Origin of the sequence: Lacisediminihabitans changchengi, assembly GCF_016634425.1 — a bacterium.
GTDB lineage: Bacteria > Actinomycetota > Actinomycetes > Actinomycetales > Microbacteriaceae > Lacisediminihabitans > Lacisediminihabitans changchengi.
The window spans coordinates 851,375-867,569 of the sequence record NZ_JAEPES010000001.1; the positions used below are offsets into that span (position 1 = coordinate 851,375).

Consider the following 16,195-nt stretch of genomic DNA (forward strand, 5'->3'; position numbering starts at 1 on the left):
CACCATGGTTGAACGCGCCAAGGGCATCATCGACCCGCCCATCGACGAACTGCTGTCGAAGGTCGACTCGAAGTACGCACTCGTGATCTTCGCGTCCAAGCGGGCCCGTCAGATCAACGACTACTACGCCGACCTGCACGAGGGAAGCCTCTTCGACAACGTCGGACCGCTGGTCGACTCGACCATCGAAGACAAGCCGCTCTCCGTGGCGATGCACGAGATCAACGAGGACAAGCTCACCGTCACGCCGCTCGCCGAGCCGGCCGAGTAACTCCTCTCGCCTCACCCCCGATGACCGGTTCGGTGTATGTCAGAAGCCTGAACATCATCGTCGGCATGACGGGCGGCATCGCGGCGTATCACGCCGTCGGTGTCGTCCGTCTTCTCGTTCTGGTCGGCTGACCAGCGCGCGTCGCGCGCACGGGCTGTGACTCTCTCGTCCTCAACAGGGTGGGCTAGAGCGAGGGTTTCGCCACAGAGAGCAACACGATCGTGGTGCTCGACAGCGCCGCAGCTATAGTGATGGAGGCCTCCGGAAGCACGGCGTCGGTGGCCGATCGTCTGTTGGACTCGCTCGTCTGAGAGCCTCCGGCAGCCGCCTCCACGACTCGATCCAGGGGATACCCATGAGCACTGCACCTTTCCGACTGTTCACCTCGGAGTCGGTGACCGAGGGTCACCCCGACAAGATCTGCGACCAGATCTCCGACAGCATTTTGGATGCTCTTCTCGAGGTCGACCCGAACAGTCGCGTCGCCGTGGAGACGTTGGTCACCACCGGCCTAGTGCACGTCGCCGGCGAGGTCACCACCACCGGGTACGTCGACATCCCCACCATCGTGCGCGAGCGCATCTGGAACATCGGCTACAACTCATCCGACGTCTGGTTCGACGGTCGTTCCTGCGGCGTGAGCATCTCGATCGGCGGACAATCTCCCGATATTGCCCAGGGCGTCGACGACGCGTTCGAGGCGCGCGAGCAGGCCAGCATCGATGAGCTCGACCGGCAGGGCGCTGGCGATCAAGGCATCATGTTCGGCTATGCGACCACCGAGACGCCCGAGTACATGCCGGTGCCGATCTGGCTTGCTCACCGCATGGCCGAGCGCCTCGCCGAGGTGCGCAACACCGGCCTGGTCGACTACCTGCGCCCCGACGGCAAGACCCAGGTGACGGTGGGCTACGACGGAATCGTGCCGCGCACGGTGGACACCGTCGTTCTCTCCACCCAGCACTCGCCGCGGGTCAGCACCGAGCAGCTGCGCGCCGAGATCGAGGAGCTGGTGATCCGCCCGGTGCTCGATCGCGTCGACCTCGAGAGCGTCGATCCCCGCGTGCTCATCAACCCGACCGGCCGCTTCGAGATCGGCGGACCGCAGGGAGACGCCGGCCTCACCGGCCGCAAGATCATCGTCGACACCTACGGTGGCGCGAGTCGCCACGGTGGCGGAGCCTTCAGCGGAAAAGACCCGTCGAAGGTCGACCGCTCTGCCGCGTACGCAATGCGTTGGGTGGCCAAGAACGCGGTCGCCGCCGGTCTCGCCGACCGCCTCGAGGTGCAGGTCGCCTACGCGATCGGCACCGCGTCGCCGGTCGGACTGTACGTGGAGACATTCGGCACCGGGCACGTCTCGGAGGAGACCATCATCGGGGCGATCCGGGATGTCTTCGACCTGCGCCCCGCCGCGATCATCCGGGACCTCGACCTGCTCCGCCCGATCTACGCCAAGACCTCCACCTACGGTCACTTCGGCCGCGAGCTTCCCGAGTTCACCTGGGAGCGTCTCGACCGGGTCGACGCGCTGCGCAGCGTCGCCGGTCTCTGATTCGGGCAGCATCCCGATGAGCGATCTGCCCGCGCTCGACGGTTCCGGCCGTCAGACCGTGGCGCGCGTGCTCATCGACTCGCCGCTTCCTCAACTGGACCGCCTGTTCGACTACCGGATCCCCCCCGCTCTCGTCGCCGAGGCGGTTCCTGGCGTTCGCGTGCGAGTTCCGCTGCGCTCGGCCGGGCGCATCGCCGACGGCCTGCTGGTGGAGCTGGCGGAGGTCGGTGACTACTCCGGCACGCTCAGCGACCTCGACGCGGTGGTCTCCCCGGCGCGGGTGCTGACCCCCGAGGTGTGGGCGCTGGCGCGCAAGGTGGCCGATCGGGCGGCCGGCAGTGTGAGCGACGTCGTGCGCCTCGCCATCCCGAAGCGCCAGGTGCGGGTCGAGAAGGCCTGGCTGGCCCGGGAAGCCCCGTCGGCGCCGGTGCCCATCGTGCCCCGAGAACTCGACGCATACGACACCGCACGATTCGACACCGTCGTGGCAGCCGGGGGCCGTGTGGCGATGGACGCGCTGCCGCTGGTCCGCGAGATCCGCAGCGGCGACCAGCCGGGCGCGTGGGTGGGGCACTGGGCGACGACCCTCGCGGCCGCCGCGACGCGCGCGCTCGAGGCGGGCTCGGTCATCCTCGCCGTTCCCGACTATCGAGATCAAGACCAGCTCATTGCGGCACTTCGCGCCGTACTGCCCGCCGAGCGCATTGTCCATCTCGACGCCAAGCAGGCGAACCCCGATCGCTATCGCGCGCTACTCGACTGTCTCGGCGAGACCCCGCTGGTCATCGTCGGCAATCGCTCGGTCGTCTATGCCCCGGCCGCCCGTCTCTCGCTCATCGCGATCTGGGATGACGGTGACCCGCTGCACTCTGAGCCGCTCAGCCCCTACATTCATACCCGCGACGCCGCTCTGGTGCGGCAGGAGCAGCAGGGTGCCGCGCTGCTGTTTCTCGGTCACGCCAGAAGCACGGATGTCGAGCGCCTGGTGGAGATCGGCTGGGTCGAATCGATGTCCCCGATCCGCTCGTACCTGCCCAAGGTGATCCCGACGGCGCAGCAGCAGTCGCAAGACCGCCTTGCCGCTCAGGCCAGAATCCCCTCCAGCGCCTGGCGTGAGGCCCGCGCGGCGCTCGAGCGCGGCCCCGTGCTGGTGCAGGTCGCTCGCCCCGGCTATGCGCCGAGGCTCGCCTGCGCCAACTGCACGCAGTCCGCGCGGTGCGAGTTCTGCGAGGGCCCGCTCGGACTGAAGTCCTCCCGCTCGGTGCCCGGCTGCCAGTGGTGCGGCCGACTGGCCACGAACTGGACCTGCTCCAACTGCGAAGGCACCACCCTGCGCAACATCGGCCAGGGCGCCGGCCGCACCGCCGAAGACCTCGGCCGAGCCTTCCCTGGCGTTCGCGTGCTGATCGCGGATGGAGAGCGACCGATCCTCCACGTGGGCGCCGAGCCCGCCCTGGTGATCGCTACCCGCGGAGCCGAACCGATCGCTGCTGGCGGCTACCGCGCCGTGCTGCTCCTGGACGGAGAGCGGATGCTCGCCCGCGAGAGCCTGCGCGTCGCCGAAGACTGCCTGCGCTGGTGGTCCAATGCCATCGCCCTCGCCGCGCCCGGCGCGCCCACCGTGCTGGTCGGGGTCGGGGGCGCCTTGGCGTCGGCCCTCACCACCTGGCGGCTCGCGGCATACGCGCGGTCAGAGCTCGACGATCGTCGCCGGCTGCGGTTTCCGCCCGCCGTGCGCGTCGCGACCATCACGGGTGACCCCGCCGCCGTGCAGCGAGCCAGCGAGATCGTCTCCGAGCTCGAGCGGGTGGACGTGCTCGGGCCGGTGGAAGTGCAACCGACGCCCGGCAAGGAGTCGGGCGGCGAGCGGGCGATCGTACGATTCGACTACGCGGAGGGGGCGGCCGTGGCATCCGCTCTGCGAGCAGAGGTCATTCGCAACGCCACGAGCAGGCGCAAGCGGGTGACCGCGGCCGCCCCCCGCCCGGTGCCTCCTACACTTAAGGTGCGGTTCGACGACACCGAGCCATTCGACCAACAATGAGTTCGACCACCTGAATTCGACCACCTGAGCTCGACCAAACGACTGTGATCCACCACGCCATGCACCTTTCGCCCGCCCGCGCCCACTCCCGGAACTCCGCCGATGTCTGATCTCGAGATCGTCTTCGCCGGGAGTCCGTCCGCCGCGGTTCCGAGTCTGCAGGCCCTCACCGCCAGCCGCCACGACGTGCTCGCAGTACTTACCCGTGAGGATTCGCCGCAGGGGCGCAAGCGCACGCTAACCCCGACCGCTGTCGCCGAGGCCGCGGATGCTCTCGCACTCCCGATCATCAAGGCGAATCGGCTCGCGGGTGCCGCGACCGAACAGCTCACCGCCCTGCAGCCCGACCTCGGGGTGATCGTCGCGTACGGCGGACTCGTCCGTGAGCCGTTGCTGTCGATGCCGCGCCTGGGCTGGATCAACCTCCATTTCTCGCTGTTGCCGCGCTGGCGCGGGGCGGCCCCGGTGCAGCGTGCCATCATCGCGGGCGACGAGACGACAGGCGCATCCGTCTTCCAGCTGGTGCCGGAGCTCGACGCCGGCGACCTGTACGGCCACCTGCGGCAGCCGATCGGTGCCCACGAGACGGCCGGGCACCTGCTCGATTCGCTCTCACTGTCTGGCGCTGAACTGCTGGTGCAGGTGATCGATGCGATCGCCGACGGCGACGCGCGGCCCGAGCCGCAGGTCGGTGAGGTCACCCTGGCCCCCAAACTCACCCTCGACGACGGCCGGATCGACTGGGCGCAGCCCGCGATCGCGGTCGACAGTCTCATCCGCGGCGTCACGCCCGAACCGGGAGCGTTCACGATGCTCGACGATCAGCGCCTCAAGGTGCTCCAGGCCACCATCGCCCGCGACCGAGCCCCGCTCGCTCCCGGGGCCTTCGCCCTCGACGGGGGAGTGCTCCTGGTGGGTACCGCCTCCGATCCGATCGAGCTGACCACCGTGCATCCGGCCGGTAAGAAGCCGATGGGAGCTACCGACTGGTGGCGTGGTCGTCCGACTGGCGCGGCGGCGGTGGCATCGTGAGCAACCAGCATCCCTCCGGCCGCATCCGCCCCGCGCGCTCGGAGCAGAATCGCGTCGCCCCCGCGCGCATCCAGCCGGCCCGCCGGGTCGCGTACGAAGTGATCACCGCGGTACGCCGCGACGACGCGTATGCCAACCTGCTGCTCCCGGTGAAGCTGGAGCGCGCCCGGCTCGGTGCGCAGGACGCCGCCCTCGCTACCGAGTTGACCTACGGAACGCTGCGTCAGCAGGGCTACTACGACGCCGTGATCGAGCTGGCGGCGAAACGCCCGACCAGCGAGATCGACGAGGCGATCCTCGACGTGTTGCGCCTCGGAGTGCACCAGCTACTCTCCATGCGTGTCGCCGCGCATGCCGCCGTCGACGAGTCGGTGTCGCTGGCGCGTGAGGTCGGCTCACGCTCCGCCACGGGCTTCGTCAACGGTGTGCTCCGCACCATCACCCGCTCCGAACCGGATGAGTGGCGCGCTCGAGTGATGGCTGCGCCGCGCACCGACGACGAGCGGCTCTCGCTCGAGTTCTCGCATCCGGTCTGGATCGTGCGCGCATTTCGGCAGGCCCTGGCCGCCGAGGGGCGCGAGGAGGAGCTCGAGGCGCTGCTCGAGGCGGATAACTTCGCTCCGAAGGTGAGCCTGGTCGCGCTGCCCGGCATCGCGAAGGTGTCCGAGATCCGGGGCGAGCGGGCGTCCAAGTACTCGCCGGTCGCCGGGGTCAGCGATGGGGGAGATCCCGCACTGCTTCCCGCGGTGCACGAGGGCCGAGCCCGGGTGCAAGACGAGGGCTCGCAACTCGCCGCGCTCGCTCTGAGCCGCGCCCGGCCGATCGAGCCGGGCGAGCGCTGGCTTGATCTCTGTGCCGGTCCGGGCGGCAAGGCGGTGTTGCTGGCCGCGGAGGCCGCTCTCGGTGGCGTCACGCTGGTCGCCAATGAGATCACCCCCGCGCGCGCGCAACTGGTGCGCAATGCCCTGAAGGTGCTGCCCGAACCGCCGCAGGTGCTCGTGCAAGACGGTCGAGAGCTGGGCGAGCAGCTTGCCGGACAGTTCGACCGCATCCTGCTCGACGCGCCATGCACGGGTCTCGGCGCGCTGCGCCGCCGCCCGGAGGCACGCTGGCGCAAGCAGCCGAAAGACGTGCCAGACCTCTCCGCGCTGCAGACCCAGCTGCTCGAGGCGGGACTCACCGCGCTGAAGCCGGGCGGCATCCTCGCCTACGTCACCTGCTCGCCCCACCTCGCTGAGACCCGGGCCGTCGTCGGCTCGGTGCTGAAGAACCGCACGGATGTCCGACGCCTCGACGCGGTCGAGGTCCTGTCCGGCGTGACCAAGACGCCGCTTCCGCTCGGGGACGGCGACGACGGTCACGTGCAGCTCTGGCCGCACCGCCACGGCACCGACGCGATGTTCATCGCCCTTCTGCAGCGCGACGAGTAGGCGCGACGAGCAGCCCGGTCGACCAGCCGTAAAATCGTGGGATGACCGCGCGCATCAATCCGAGCATCCTTACCGCCGATTTCGCCAATCTCGAACACGAACTCGACCGGATCGCCACCGCCGACCTGGTGCACGTCGACATCATGGACAACCACTTCGTGCCGAACCTCACCTTCGGGCAGCGCATGGTCGAGTCCCTCCAGCGCGTGTCGCCTCTGCCGCTCGACGTGCACCTGATGATCGACGACCCGGATCGCTGGGCACCCGGCTACGCGGAGGTCGGCGCGTTCTCGGTGACCTTCCACGCCGAGGCCGCCGCTGACCCGGTGGCGATCGCCCGCCGACTGCGCCAGATCGGCGCCCGCGCCGGCATCGCGGTGAAGCCGGGAACGGACATCCGTCCCTATCTTGAACTGCTGCCCGAGTTCGATCAGGTGCTGGTCATGACCGTGGAGCCGGGTTTCGGTGGCCAGAGCTTCATGGAGAGCACCATGCCCAAGCTGGGCTTGCTGCGCGAGGCCGTCTCCGCCTCGGGGCTGGACGTCTGGCTGCAGGTCGACGGCGGAATCACCGAGCAGACGATCACCATCGCCGCCGAGGCCGGGGCCGACACCTTCGTCGCGGGTTCGAGCGTCTACAACGTGGGGGAGCCGGCCAGCCAGATCGCCGCGCTGCGTGCCGCTGCCGCCGCCGCCCACACGCACTAACGGCCTTCTCTAACGGACCTTCCCCGCCCCGGCGCCCCTTCCGAAATGAAGGAAAAATTTCCGCCACGCCGTCACTTTGACGCAGCCGTTCGGCGTGTCGCGAGCATTGCCTTCATTTCGGAAGTGGGGGGGGCGACAGGGCGCGGCACGACGAGGCGTGACTCTGCTTGAATTGTCACCATGAGTGACTTCAACAAGACCAAGCCAGAGATCGAGCCATACGACGGCGATGCCCCCAGCGAGCTCGTCCTCATCGACCTCGAGGTCGGCGACGGCCCCGAGGCGACCCCCGGCGCCACCGTCGACGTGCACTACCTCGGCGTCGACTTCGAGTCGGGAGAGGAGTTCGACTCTTCCTGGAGCCGCGGGCAGTCCGTCGACTTCCCGCTCGCCGCGCTGATCGCCGGGTGGCAGCAGGGCATCCCCGGCATGAAGGTCGGCGGCCGCCGCGAGCTGATCGTTCCCCCGGCCCTCGCCTACGGCGAAGCCGGCGGCGGACACCAGCTCTCCGGCCGCACCCTGATCTTCGTGATCGACCTGCTCGGCGTCAGCTAGACCCGAACAGACTCAGTTCCACGGAAGGGCGATCGCGGTGACGCGGTCGCCCTTCTTCGCGCCATCGGACGGCACGACGAGCACGCCCGCGGCGTCGGCGAGGCCGCGCATCATCCCGGATGCCCGGTGCCGGTTGGGCACGGCGGCCCCGTTCTCGAGCCGGTACGGCATCAACACCGCGCCCCCAGCCACACCGTCGACGGCCACCGCGAGCGTCACCGTGTCCAGGTCGGGCAGCGCCACGCCGGTCATTCCGGCGATCAGCGGACCGCCGATCGTGAGCAGTGCGAGCATCGCCGCGAGCGGATTGCCGGGGAGGGCGAGCACGAGAGAGCCGCCGGGCAGCCGGGCGAGCAGCGTCGGCCCGCCCGGACGCATACGGATGCCGTCGATCAGCATCTCGGCGCCGAGTCGCTCCAGTGCGGTGCGAAGGTGATCGCGAGCGGAATTGCCGGTGCCCCCCGTGCTGATGACGAGGGCTACGCCGGGCTGCGAGAGCGCGGCGATGGTGTCGTCGATGGTGTCGGCGACCCGCCGCGAGCTGGTGACCGACGCCCCGAGCATCCGGAGCATGGCGGGCAGCTGCGGGCCGAAGCTGTCGCGCACCTGGCCGGCAGCGGGGAGGCCGGCGGTGATCACTTCGCCACCGGTCAACGCGAGCGAGACTGTCACCGCCCCGCGCACCGTCAGTGTGTCGTGCCCCGCGCCCGCGGCGAGGGCAACGTGGGCCGGATTGAGCACGGTGCCGGCCGCGATGACGGTCTCGCCGCGCGTGGCTTCTTCGCCCGCGGGACGAATGTGGTGACCGCGCGTCGGCGTCGAGGCGTGAAGTCTGCCGTCGAACCGTTCGGCGATCTCGCTGCGCACCACCGCATCGGCACCGATCGGGATGTCGCCGCCCGTGACGATCGCCGTCGCCTCGCCCGGTCGCAGCGCCGCCCGCTCGACGATGTCCCACGGCCCCGCTCCGGCAACCGCCCAGCCGTCCATCGCCGACGAGGCGTAGTGCGGAACGTCGAGCAATGCGGAGACGGGCTCGACCAGTATCCGGCCGACCGCGGCATCGAGCGGAACGGTCTCGACCGGGACGACGGATGCCGCGGCAAACGCCACCTCCCGAGCCTCGAGCCATCCGGCTCGCGTGCCCGTCGTGGCGCCGTGGTGCTGGGTGATGCTCATGCCCTGCCCGCGAGGGCCGCGGCGGTGGCGATCGCCTCGCGGACCGCCCGGTCTGGTTCGACCCCGGCGGCCGCGGCGAGCCCGGCGGCGTAGCCCACCACGAAGGTGGTGAGCGGGGCCGCCGGTCGCACGACGGCGCGAGCCGCGACCCCGGCGAGGGCGAGCACTTCGTCTACGTCGATCGTGAGCCCGGCGACGCCGAGCTCCCGGGTGAGCGTCGCCGACCAGTCAGCGAGCAGTTGATCGGTATCGTCTTTCTCGGTCACGCGTGTGCTCCAAACAGTTCGGCGTCGGTCCAGGTGTCGATGTCGCGGGTGCTGCCAGTGGGGACGGGGACCCGGGCAATCGGATCGATCGCCGCCAGCACTGTGCGCATGGCGATGCCGTCGACGGGTCCCGCGGTGGCGGCTCGCAGCTCAGCGGTCGGGAGAAGCGCCGCCAGGTACTGCTCGCGGCCGTCGTCGACGGCGATACCGCCGCCGGCCTCCCGCAGCGCGGTGATCACCGTGGCGATCAGCGGCATGTCGCAGGCAAGCACGAGGGTGTGCTCCGCCCCGGGGGCAAGTCGGGCCAGTCCGGCGGCGGTCGCCGCCACCGGCCCGCCGAAAGCGGGGTTCTCGCGGGTGAGCAGAACGCCGGGGCGCACGGTGACGTCGCCGACGACGACGGTGCGCCGCGCATCCGTCACCGCATCGAGGGTGAGGTCGAGCAGTGACCGTCCGGCGATCTCGAGCAGCGCCTTGGCCGTGCCGCCGAGCCGGGCCGACCGGCCGCCGGCGAGCACCACCGCATCGAACTCCATGTGCATCACCCTAGGCCGCGCCCCAGCGTCGCGACACGATCGTTTGGCCGTTGTCAGGGAGCGCAGTCGGTGTTACTCCTGACAGATGGGAAGAATCACGGTTCGACGTCGCGTTACCCGCATAACTGTCGGGCAGGAGCCGAAGCGTCGGGAGGACGTGCTCGCGGTCGAGGAGCCGCTCGAAATTCGGGTCGGCGGCAAACAACTCGCGATCACGATGCGCACTCCTGGGCACGATTTCGACCTGGCCGCCGGTTTCCTGGTCTCGGAGGGCGTCATCGCGCAGGCCAGCGACTTCGGGGCGGCGCGCTACTGCGCCGGGGCGACGGTCGACAGCCAGAATTCCCTGATGCCGGAGAACACCTACAACGTGCTCGATGTGACGCTGGGTTTCGGGGTCGCGCCACCCGACCCGAGCCTGGAGCGCAACTTCTACACCACCAGTTCGTGTGGGCTCTGCGGCAAGGCCAGCATCGACGCGGTCCGCACCCTGTCTCGGCACGCGGTGGCGGATGACCCGCTCACCATCGATGCGGAGCTTATGGCCTCCTTCCCCGACCGGCTCCGCGCCGGGCAAGACGTCTTCGAGAAGACCGGGGGACTTCACGCCGCGGCCCTGTTCGACGGACGAACCGGCGAGATGCTGGTGCTGCGCGAAGACGTCGGTCGCCACAACGCGGTCGACAAGGTGGTCGGCTGGGCCCTGAAAGAGAATCTGCTGCCGCTCACCGGCATGGTGCTGATGGTGTCGGGCCGGGCGAGCTTCGAGCTGACGCAGAAGGCGTCGATGGCGGGCATCCCGATTCTGGCGGCGGTGTCGGCGCCGTCGTCCCTCGCGGTCGAACTGGCCGGTGAGCTGGGATTGACCGTCGTCGGCTTCCTGCGCGGCAGCTCGATGGTCGTCTACTCGGCCGACCAGCGCATCCTGTCCGAACCCTCAAATGCCTCTGAACCCCCAAATGCCTCTGAACGCACAGATGCCTCCGAACGCACAGATGCATCCGAACCTGCAGACACCGCGAACCAGCCGATCCTCGAGAAAGCAGACGCGTCATGAGCACGGACGGCCCCGAGAAGACTCCCGTCAGCGCGGAGAACGACTACCCGGAACTCACGGTGGAGCGGCGCGAGGATTGGGCCGTCGGGATGCCGGCCATCTTCAACTCGATGGAGCCTGCCATCCGTCGCATGGGGCTCGCTCGTACCGCGAAGTTGATGACGACCATCAACCAGAAGGACGGCTTCGACTGCATGAGTTGCGCCTGGCCCGACCCCGACAGGCGCAAGACCCTCGAGTTCTGCGAGAACGGAGCGCGCGCCGTCACCTGGGAGGCGACCCCGGTGCTGGTGCCGCACGAGTTCTGGCAGAAGTATTCGGTGAGTGACCTGGCCGACAAGTCGGAGTACTGGCTCGGCATGCAGGGGCGGCTCACGGAGCCCGTCTACAAGCCCGCCGGTTCCGCCCACTATGCGCCGGTCAGTTGGGACGAGGCCTTCACCATCGTCGGTGATGCCCTGAAAGCCCTCGACAGTCCCGACGAGGCGGCCTTTTACACGAGCGGTCGCGCGGCCAACGAAACCGCCTTCGTCTACCAGCTGTTCGCGCGCGCCTTCGGGACCAACAACCTGCCCGACTGCTCGAACATGTGCCACGAGGCCACCGGTACCGCGCTCGGCGAGGTCATCGGCATCGGCAAATCGACCATCGCCTACGACGATTTCGAGCGCACCGACCTGATCATCGTCATGGGTCAGAACCCCGGCACCAATCATCCGCGGATGCTGACCGCGCTGGAGGACGCGAAGTGCAAGGGTGCCAGCATTGTGGCGGTCAATCCGCTGCCGGAGGCCGGGCTGATCCGCTACAAGAACCCGCAGCGGGTGCGCGGTGTGATCGGCAAGGGCACCGCCATCGCCGACCAGTTCCTGCAGATCCGTTTGGGCGGGGACATGGCGCTGATGCAGGCGGTGTCGAAACGGGTGCTGCTCGCCGAGGAGGCGAATCCCGGCACGGTGCTCGATCACGATTTCATCCAGAAGCACGTGTCTGGCTTTGAGGAGACCCGGGCCAATCTGCTCGCCGTCGAGGAGGCCGACGTCTTGCTCGCGACCGGGCTCACGTCTGCGCAGATCGACGAGCTGGCCGAGCGCTACATCGCGGCCGACCGGGTCATCATCACCTGGGCCATGGGGCTCACCCAGCACAAGAACTCCGTTTCCACGCTCAAAGAGCTGATGAACCTGCTGTTCCTACGCGGAAACATCGGCAAGGAGGGGGCCGGGGCATCCCCGATCCGCGGGCACAGCAACGTGCAGGGCGACCGCACCATGGGCATCTGGGAGCAGATGTCGCCTACCTTTCTCGATGCCCTCCAGGCCGAGTTCGGCTTCGACCCGCCGCGCGATCACGGCTTTGACTCTCTCAAGACCATCGCGGGCATGCAGAGTGGGCAGATCAAGGTCTTCATGGCGGTCGGCGGTAACTTCGTGGCCGCGATCTCGGACACGGATGCCGCGGAAGCAGCCATGCGCGGTACCGAGCTCAGCGTGCAGGTGTCGACCAAGCTCAACCGTTCGCACACGGTGACCGGAGCCGCCGCCCTCATCCTGCCGACTCTCGGTCGCACCGAGTTCGACCTGCAGAAGTCCGGGCCGCAGTTCCTGTCGGTCGAAGACACGGTCTGCGCGGTTCATGCCACCCACGGCAGCGTGCCGCCGGTGTCCACGAACCTCCGGTCGGAGTTGGCGATCATCGTCGGGGTGGCGCGAGCGACTCTCGGCGACGCCGGTCCGGTCGACTGGCAGGGCCTCCAGGACGATTACGACGTTATCCGTGACCACATCAGCCGCGTCATCCCGGGCTTCAACGATTTCAACCGGCAGGTGAGACGCAAGGGCGGCTTCGTCCTGCCGAACGGACCGCGCGACTCGCGCACCTTCACCACGGCCACGGGCAAGGCGATGATGACGGTCAACGCACTGGAGCATCTCGAACGCCCGGCCGGCCGCCTCATCCTGCAGACGGTGCGCTCGCACGATCAGTTCAACACCACGATCTACGCCCTGAACGACAGATACCGCGGTATCCACAAGGGACGCGATGTGATCTTCGTGAACCCCGACGACATCATCGAACTCGGTCTCGCCGACGGGCAGCGCGTCGACATCTTCGGCGAGTGGCACGACGGAACGGAGCGAGTGCTGCGCAACTACCGCGTGGTGTCGTACGCCACCGCACGCGGCTGCGCCGCCGCCTACTATCCGGAGGCGAACGTCCTCGTGCCGCTCGACAGCGCGGGAATCGGTAGCAACACCCCCACGTCGAAGGCCGTCATCGTGAGGCTGGAGCCGGCAGCTGCCCTCGTCCCCGCGGCCGACGGCGCGGTCACCCTCGGCTGAGACTCGACGAGTCCGTCAACAGGATGAGATGGCGGAACCGTCACTCAACAGGACCAGTTCGGTAGATCCGGAGGGGTCATCCTGTTGCCTGCGGGGCGGGTGTCGCCGGGCTTCGCGCTCGACGGTCGCTGATTGAGTAGGCCGCGACGAAGGAGCAGCCGTATCGAAATCCACCCGAGACTGGCCTCGATACGCGGACGCGCCAGAGCGCGTGCGCCACTCGACCGGCGATGGTCTCGCGCCTCGATACGCGAACCCCTCGACTGAAGGCTTAAACCCGCCCTTGCTCAAGCGGCAGTCAACAGGATGAGATCGCACAACCGCCCCTCAACAGGACCACATCGGTAATTCCGGAGGGTGCATCCTGTTGACCGCAGCGGCGGGTCGCGTCGAGCGGAGTGCCGACGTCTCGGCCCGCCATCAGGTCGCGGATCGGCGGCGCTCCCGAGCCTCCTCTCGCCGCTGACGGGATTCCTCGATCTGCTGCATCTCGACGGGGTTCTTGCGCGCTCCCGACAACCACCGCGATGATCAGCATTACGACGAGTATCAACCCAACGTCGACCAGCAGCATTTGCACCATCTGCCGAGTGATTCATGAGAAAACCCCAGAGGCAATCGTCGCGCCCCGACTGAGGGCATATTCGGCCACCAGCAGGCAGGCTCCCTCCCCGAAATGACGGAGATTCTGCAGAAACGGTCCCGGATGACCGTGTTTTCGCTGGAGGAGGCAGTATCTCCGTCGTTTCGGAAGCACTCGGAGTGGCCTCGATCCGCGGACGCGCCAGAGCGCGTGCGCTACTCGACCGGCGGCGGTCCCGCGCCTGGGTACGCGAGCGTGCGCTACTCGACCAGCGGAGGTCCCGCGCTAACCGGCCGGCACGGGCCACTAACCTAGAGGGGTGAAGACCTTCGACGACCTCTTTGTGGAGCTGAGCGAGAAGGCCGCGTCCCGGCCCGAGGGCTCGGGCACTGTCGCGGAGCTCGACGCCGGCGTGCATGCGATCGGCAAAAAGATCGTCGAGGAGGCCGCCGAGGTCTGGATGGCGGCCGAATACCAGTCGCTCGACGAGACCGCCGAGGAGATCTCCCAGCTCGTCTATCACCTGCAGGTTCTCATGGTCGCGAAGGGGCTCGCCCCGGCGGACATCTGGCGACATCTCTGATCGGTGAGCTCCGACCCGTCGCCCGCATCCTTCTGCCGACCGAAAGAGAACAATGCTCCGCATCGCAGTGCCCAACAAAGGCTCCCTGAGCGAGACCGCGTCTGAGATGCTCGCCGAGGCCGGATACTCCGGCCGTCGTGACCCGCGCGCGCTCAACGTTGTCGACCCGCGCAACGACGTCGAATTCTTCTACCTCCGCCCTCGCGACATCGCCACCTACGTCGGCTCCGGCGCCCTGGATGTCGGTATCACCGGCCGCGACCTGCTGCTCGACTCCGGATCGACCGCGGCGGAGATCGCCAGCCTCGACTTCGGCGGATCCACCTTCCGTTTCGCCGGTCGCCCGGGCCAGTTCAGCGAGCTGACCGACCTCGACGGCATCCGGGTGGCCACGAGCTATCCCGGTCTCGTCGGCGACTTCCTGGCGAAGGCCGGCGTCGCCGCGCACCTCGTGAAGCTCGACGGCGCGGTGGAGTCGGCGGTGAAGCTCGGGGTCGCGGATGCCGTGGCCGACGTCGTGTCGACCGGTTCCACCCTGCGGGCGCAGGGTCTCGAGATCTTCGGCCCGGTCATCCTGCAGTCGTCCGCGGTGCTGATCAGCGGCAGTGCCGGACAGAATCGCGCCGAGCACCCCGGCCTCGCCATCCTGCAGCGCCGCCTGCAGGGCGTGCTCGTCGCCCGCCAGTTCGTGCTGATGGACTACGACCTCCCCGTGCACCTCATCGACCAGGCCTCCGCCATCGCTCCCGGCCTCGAGTCCCCGACCGTCTCTCCGCTGCGCGACAGCCAGTGGGTGGCCGTGCGCGTGATGGTGCGCAGCGACGACACCAACCTGATCATGGACCGCCTCTACGACCTGGGTGCGCGGGCAATCTTGGTCAGCCCGATCCACGCCGCGAGGATCTGACCGTGGCCGTCATCACCCGCGTGATTCCGTGCCTGGATGTCGCGGCAGGCCGTGTCGTCAAAGGCGTCAACTTTGTGAACCTCCGCGACGCCGGCGACCCGGTGGAACTCGCCGCGAAGTACTACGAGCAGGGTGCGGACGAGATCACCTTTCTCGACGTGACGGCGACGGTGGATGACCGCGCCACCACCTATGACGTGGTGCGGGCGACCGCCGAGCAGGTCTTCATCCCGCTCACCGTCGGCGGCGGCGTGCGGTCGAGTGACGATGTCGCCCGCCTGCTCGCGGTCGGCGCGGACAAGGTCGGGGTCAATAGCGCCGCCATCCAGCGTCCGGAGCTGGTGGGCGAGATCGCCGACCGGTTCGGGGCGCAGGTGCTCGTGCTGTCTCTCGACATCAAGCGCAGTGCGGCAGCGCCATCGGGCTTCGTGGTCACCACTCACGGCGGCCGTCGCGAGACCGAACTGGATGCCCTGGCCTGGGCCGCGGAGGTGATCGAGCGTGGGGCGGGCGAGCTGCTCGTCAACTCGATCGACGCGGACGGAACCAAGCAGGGCTTCGACCTGGAACTGGTGCGGCTGATGCGAGAGCTCTCCCGCGTCCCGGTGATCGCCAGCGGCGGCGCCGGCTCGGTGCGGGATTTCGCGCCGGCGGTCGAGGCGGGGGCAGACGCGGTGCTTGCGGCGTCGGTGTTCCACAACGGAGAGTTGACCGTCGGTGATGTGAAGCGCGAGCTCATGGCATCCGGAATCGAAGTGAGATGACCATGACTGCAACCGACATCGACTCCGTGCTGACCCGGGCGAAATTCGACGAGAACGGCCTGTTGCCGGCGATCATCCAGGAGGAGTCGACGAAGCAGGTGCTCATGCTCGGCTATATGAACGCCGAGGCACTGCGCCGAACGCTCACCGAGGGGCGGGTGACCTTCTGGTCGCGCTCCCGGCAGGAGTTCTGGCGCAAGGGCGATACCTCAGGCCACCGACAATACGTCAAGAGTGCGGCCTTCGACTGCGACGCCGACACCCTGCTGGTGCAGGTCGAGCAGATCGGCGCAGCCTGCCACACCGGTGAGCACGCCTGTTTCGACGTCGATCCGCTGGCGCCGGTCATCGGAGATTCCCGTAGCGACTCGCATCCGGAGACGG

The 16,195-nt window shown here is 68.5% G+C and carries 15 protein-coding genes and 1 pseudogene; 13 read left to right on the top strand and 3 right to left on the bottom strand.

The features are described from left to right. The first annotated feature begins 4 nt into the window (after positions 1–4). The 7 genes from rpoZ to IV501_RS04060 all read left to right on the top strand — a co-directional run bounded on the left by rpoZ (position 5) and on the right by IV501_RS04060 (position 7,594). Entirely contained in the window at positions 5–271 is a 267-nt protein-coding gene (gene rpoZ / locus IV501_RS04030; RefSeq protein ID WP_200555087.1) for a DNA-directed RNA polymerase subunit omega, read from the top strand. 355 nt (positions 272–626) lie between these two features. After that, on the top strand, positions 627–1,826 hold the full coding sequence (metK, locus tag IV501_RS04035) for a methionine adenosyltransferase (protein WP_200555088.1): 1,200 nt from the start codon (positions 627–629) through the stop codon (positions 1,824–1,826). Positions 1,827–1,842: 16 nt separating this feature from the next. Further along, positions 1,843–3,870, top strand: a complete 2,028-nt coding sequence (locus tag IV501_RS04040; RefSeq protein ID WP_200555089.1) for a primosomal protein N' family DNA-binding protein — start codon at positions 1,843–1,845, stop codon at positions 3,868–3,870. A gap of 102 nt (positions 3,871–3,972) precedes the next feature. Next, entirely contained in the window at positions 3,973–4,902 is a 930-nt protein-coding gene (fmt, locus tag IV501_RS04045) for a methionyl-tRNA formyltransferase (protein WP_200555090.1), read from the top strand. 23 nt (positions 4,903–4,925) lie between these two features. Next, on the top strand, positions 4,926–6,332 hold the full coding sequence (locus IV501_RS04050) for an RsmB/NOP family class I SAM-dependent RNA methyltransferase (protein WP_307812197.1): 1,407 nt from the start codon (positions 4,926–4,928) through the stop codon (positions 6,330–6,332). 41 nt (positions 6,333–6,373) lie between these two features. Further along, positions 6,374–7,039, top strand: a complete 666-nt coding sequence (gene rpe / locus IV501_RS04055) for a ribulose-phosphate 3-epimerase (RefSeq protein ID WP_200555091.1) — start codon at positions 6,374–6,376, stop codon at positions 7,037–7,039. A 180-nt stretch (positions 7,040–7,219) separates the two neighbouring features. Further along, positions 7,220–7,594, top strand: a complete 375-nt coding sequence (locus tag IV501_RS04060; RefSeq protein ID WP_200555092.1) for an FKBP-type peptidyl-prolyl cis-trans isomerase — start codon at positions 7,220–7,222, stop codon at positions 7,592–7,594. A gap of 12 nt (positions 7,595–7,606) precedes the next feature. Here IV501_RS04060 and IV501_RS04065 read toward each other — a convergent pair whose 3' ends face one another. From IV501_RS04065 to mobA, 3 genes are read right to left on the bottom strand one after another with little or no spacing between them, the layout of a single operon-like run. After that, the gene (locus tag IV501_RS04065) at positions 7,607–8,773 is read right to left on the bottom strand and encodes a molybdopterin molybdotransferase MoeA (RefSeq protein ID WP_200555093.1); all 1,167 of its coding nucleotides are present in this window, start codon (positions 8,771–8,773) and stop codon (positions 7,607–7,609) included. After that, a complete protein-coding gene (locus IV501_RS04070) occupies positions 8,770–9,039 on the bottom strand; it encodes a DUF6457 domain-containing protein (RefSeq protein ID WP_307812170.1) in 270 nt (89 codons plus the stop codon). Before IV501_RS04070 ends, IV501_RS04065 begins: the two co-directional genes overlap by 4 nt. Then, a complete protein-coding gene (gene mobA, locus IV501_RS04075; RefSeq protein WP_200555094.1) occupies positions 9,036–9,575 on the bottom strand; it encodes a molybdenum cofactor guanylyltransferase in 540 nt (179 codons plus the stop codon). Before mobA ends, IV501_RS04070 begins: the two co-directional genes overlap by 4 nt. A gap of 85 nt (positions 9,576–9,660) precedes the next feature. On the opposite strand from mobA, the gene fdhD reads away from it, so the two are divergent. From fdhD to hisI, 6 genes and pseudogenes are all read left to right on the top strand, one after another. After that, positions 9,661–10,632: a formate dehydrogenase accessory sulfurtransferase FdhD gene (fdhD, locus tag IV501_RS04080; RefSeq protein ID WP_200555095.1), complete on the top strand. Its 972-nt coding sequence runs from the start codon at positions 9,661–9,663 to the stop codon at positions 10,630–10,632. After that, on the top strand, positions 10,629–12,974 hold the full coding sequence (locus IV501_RS04085) for an FdhF/YdeP family oxidoreductase (protein WP_200555096.1): 2,346 nt from the start codon (positions 10,629–10,631) through the stop codon (positions 12,972–12,974). Before fdhD ends, IV501_RS04085 begins: the two co-directional genes overlap by 4 nt. A gap of 902 nt (positions 12,975–13,876) precedes the next feature. Beyond that, positions 13,877–14,140 (top strand): phosphoribosyl-ATP diphosphatase, encoded by a 264-nt coding sequence (locus IV501_RS04090; protein WP_200555097.1) that lies wholly within the window; start codon positions 13,877–13,879, stop codon positions 14,138–14,140. A gap of 52 nt (positions 14,141–14,192) precedes the next feature. Further along, positions 14,193–15,047: an ATP phosphoribosyltransferase gene (gene hisG, locus IV501_RS04095; protein WP_200555098.1), complete on the top strand. Its 855-nt coding sequence runs from the start codon at positions 14,193–14,195 to the stop codon at positions 15,045–15,047. Between the two features lie 2 nt (positions 15,048–15,049). After that, entirely contained in the window at positions 15,050–15,811 is a 762-nt protein-coding gene (hisF, locus tag IV501_RS04100) for an imidazole glycerol phosphate synthase subunit HisF (RefSeq protein WP_200555099.1), read from the top strand. 2 nt (positions 15,812–15,813) lie between these two features. Further along, a pseudogene (hisI, locus tag IV501_RS04105) lies at positions 15,814–16,167 on the top strand (phosphoribosyl-AMP cyclohydrolase); the annotation flags it as partial. Positions 16,168–16,195: the final 28 nt, after the last annotated feature.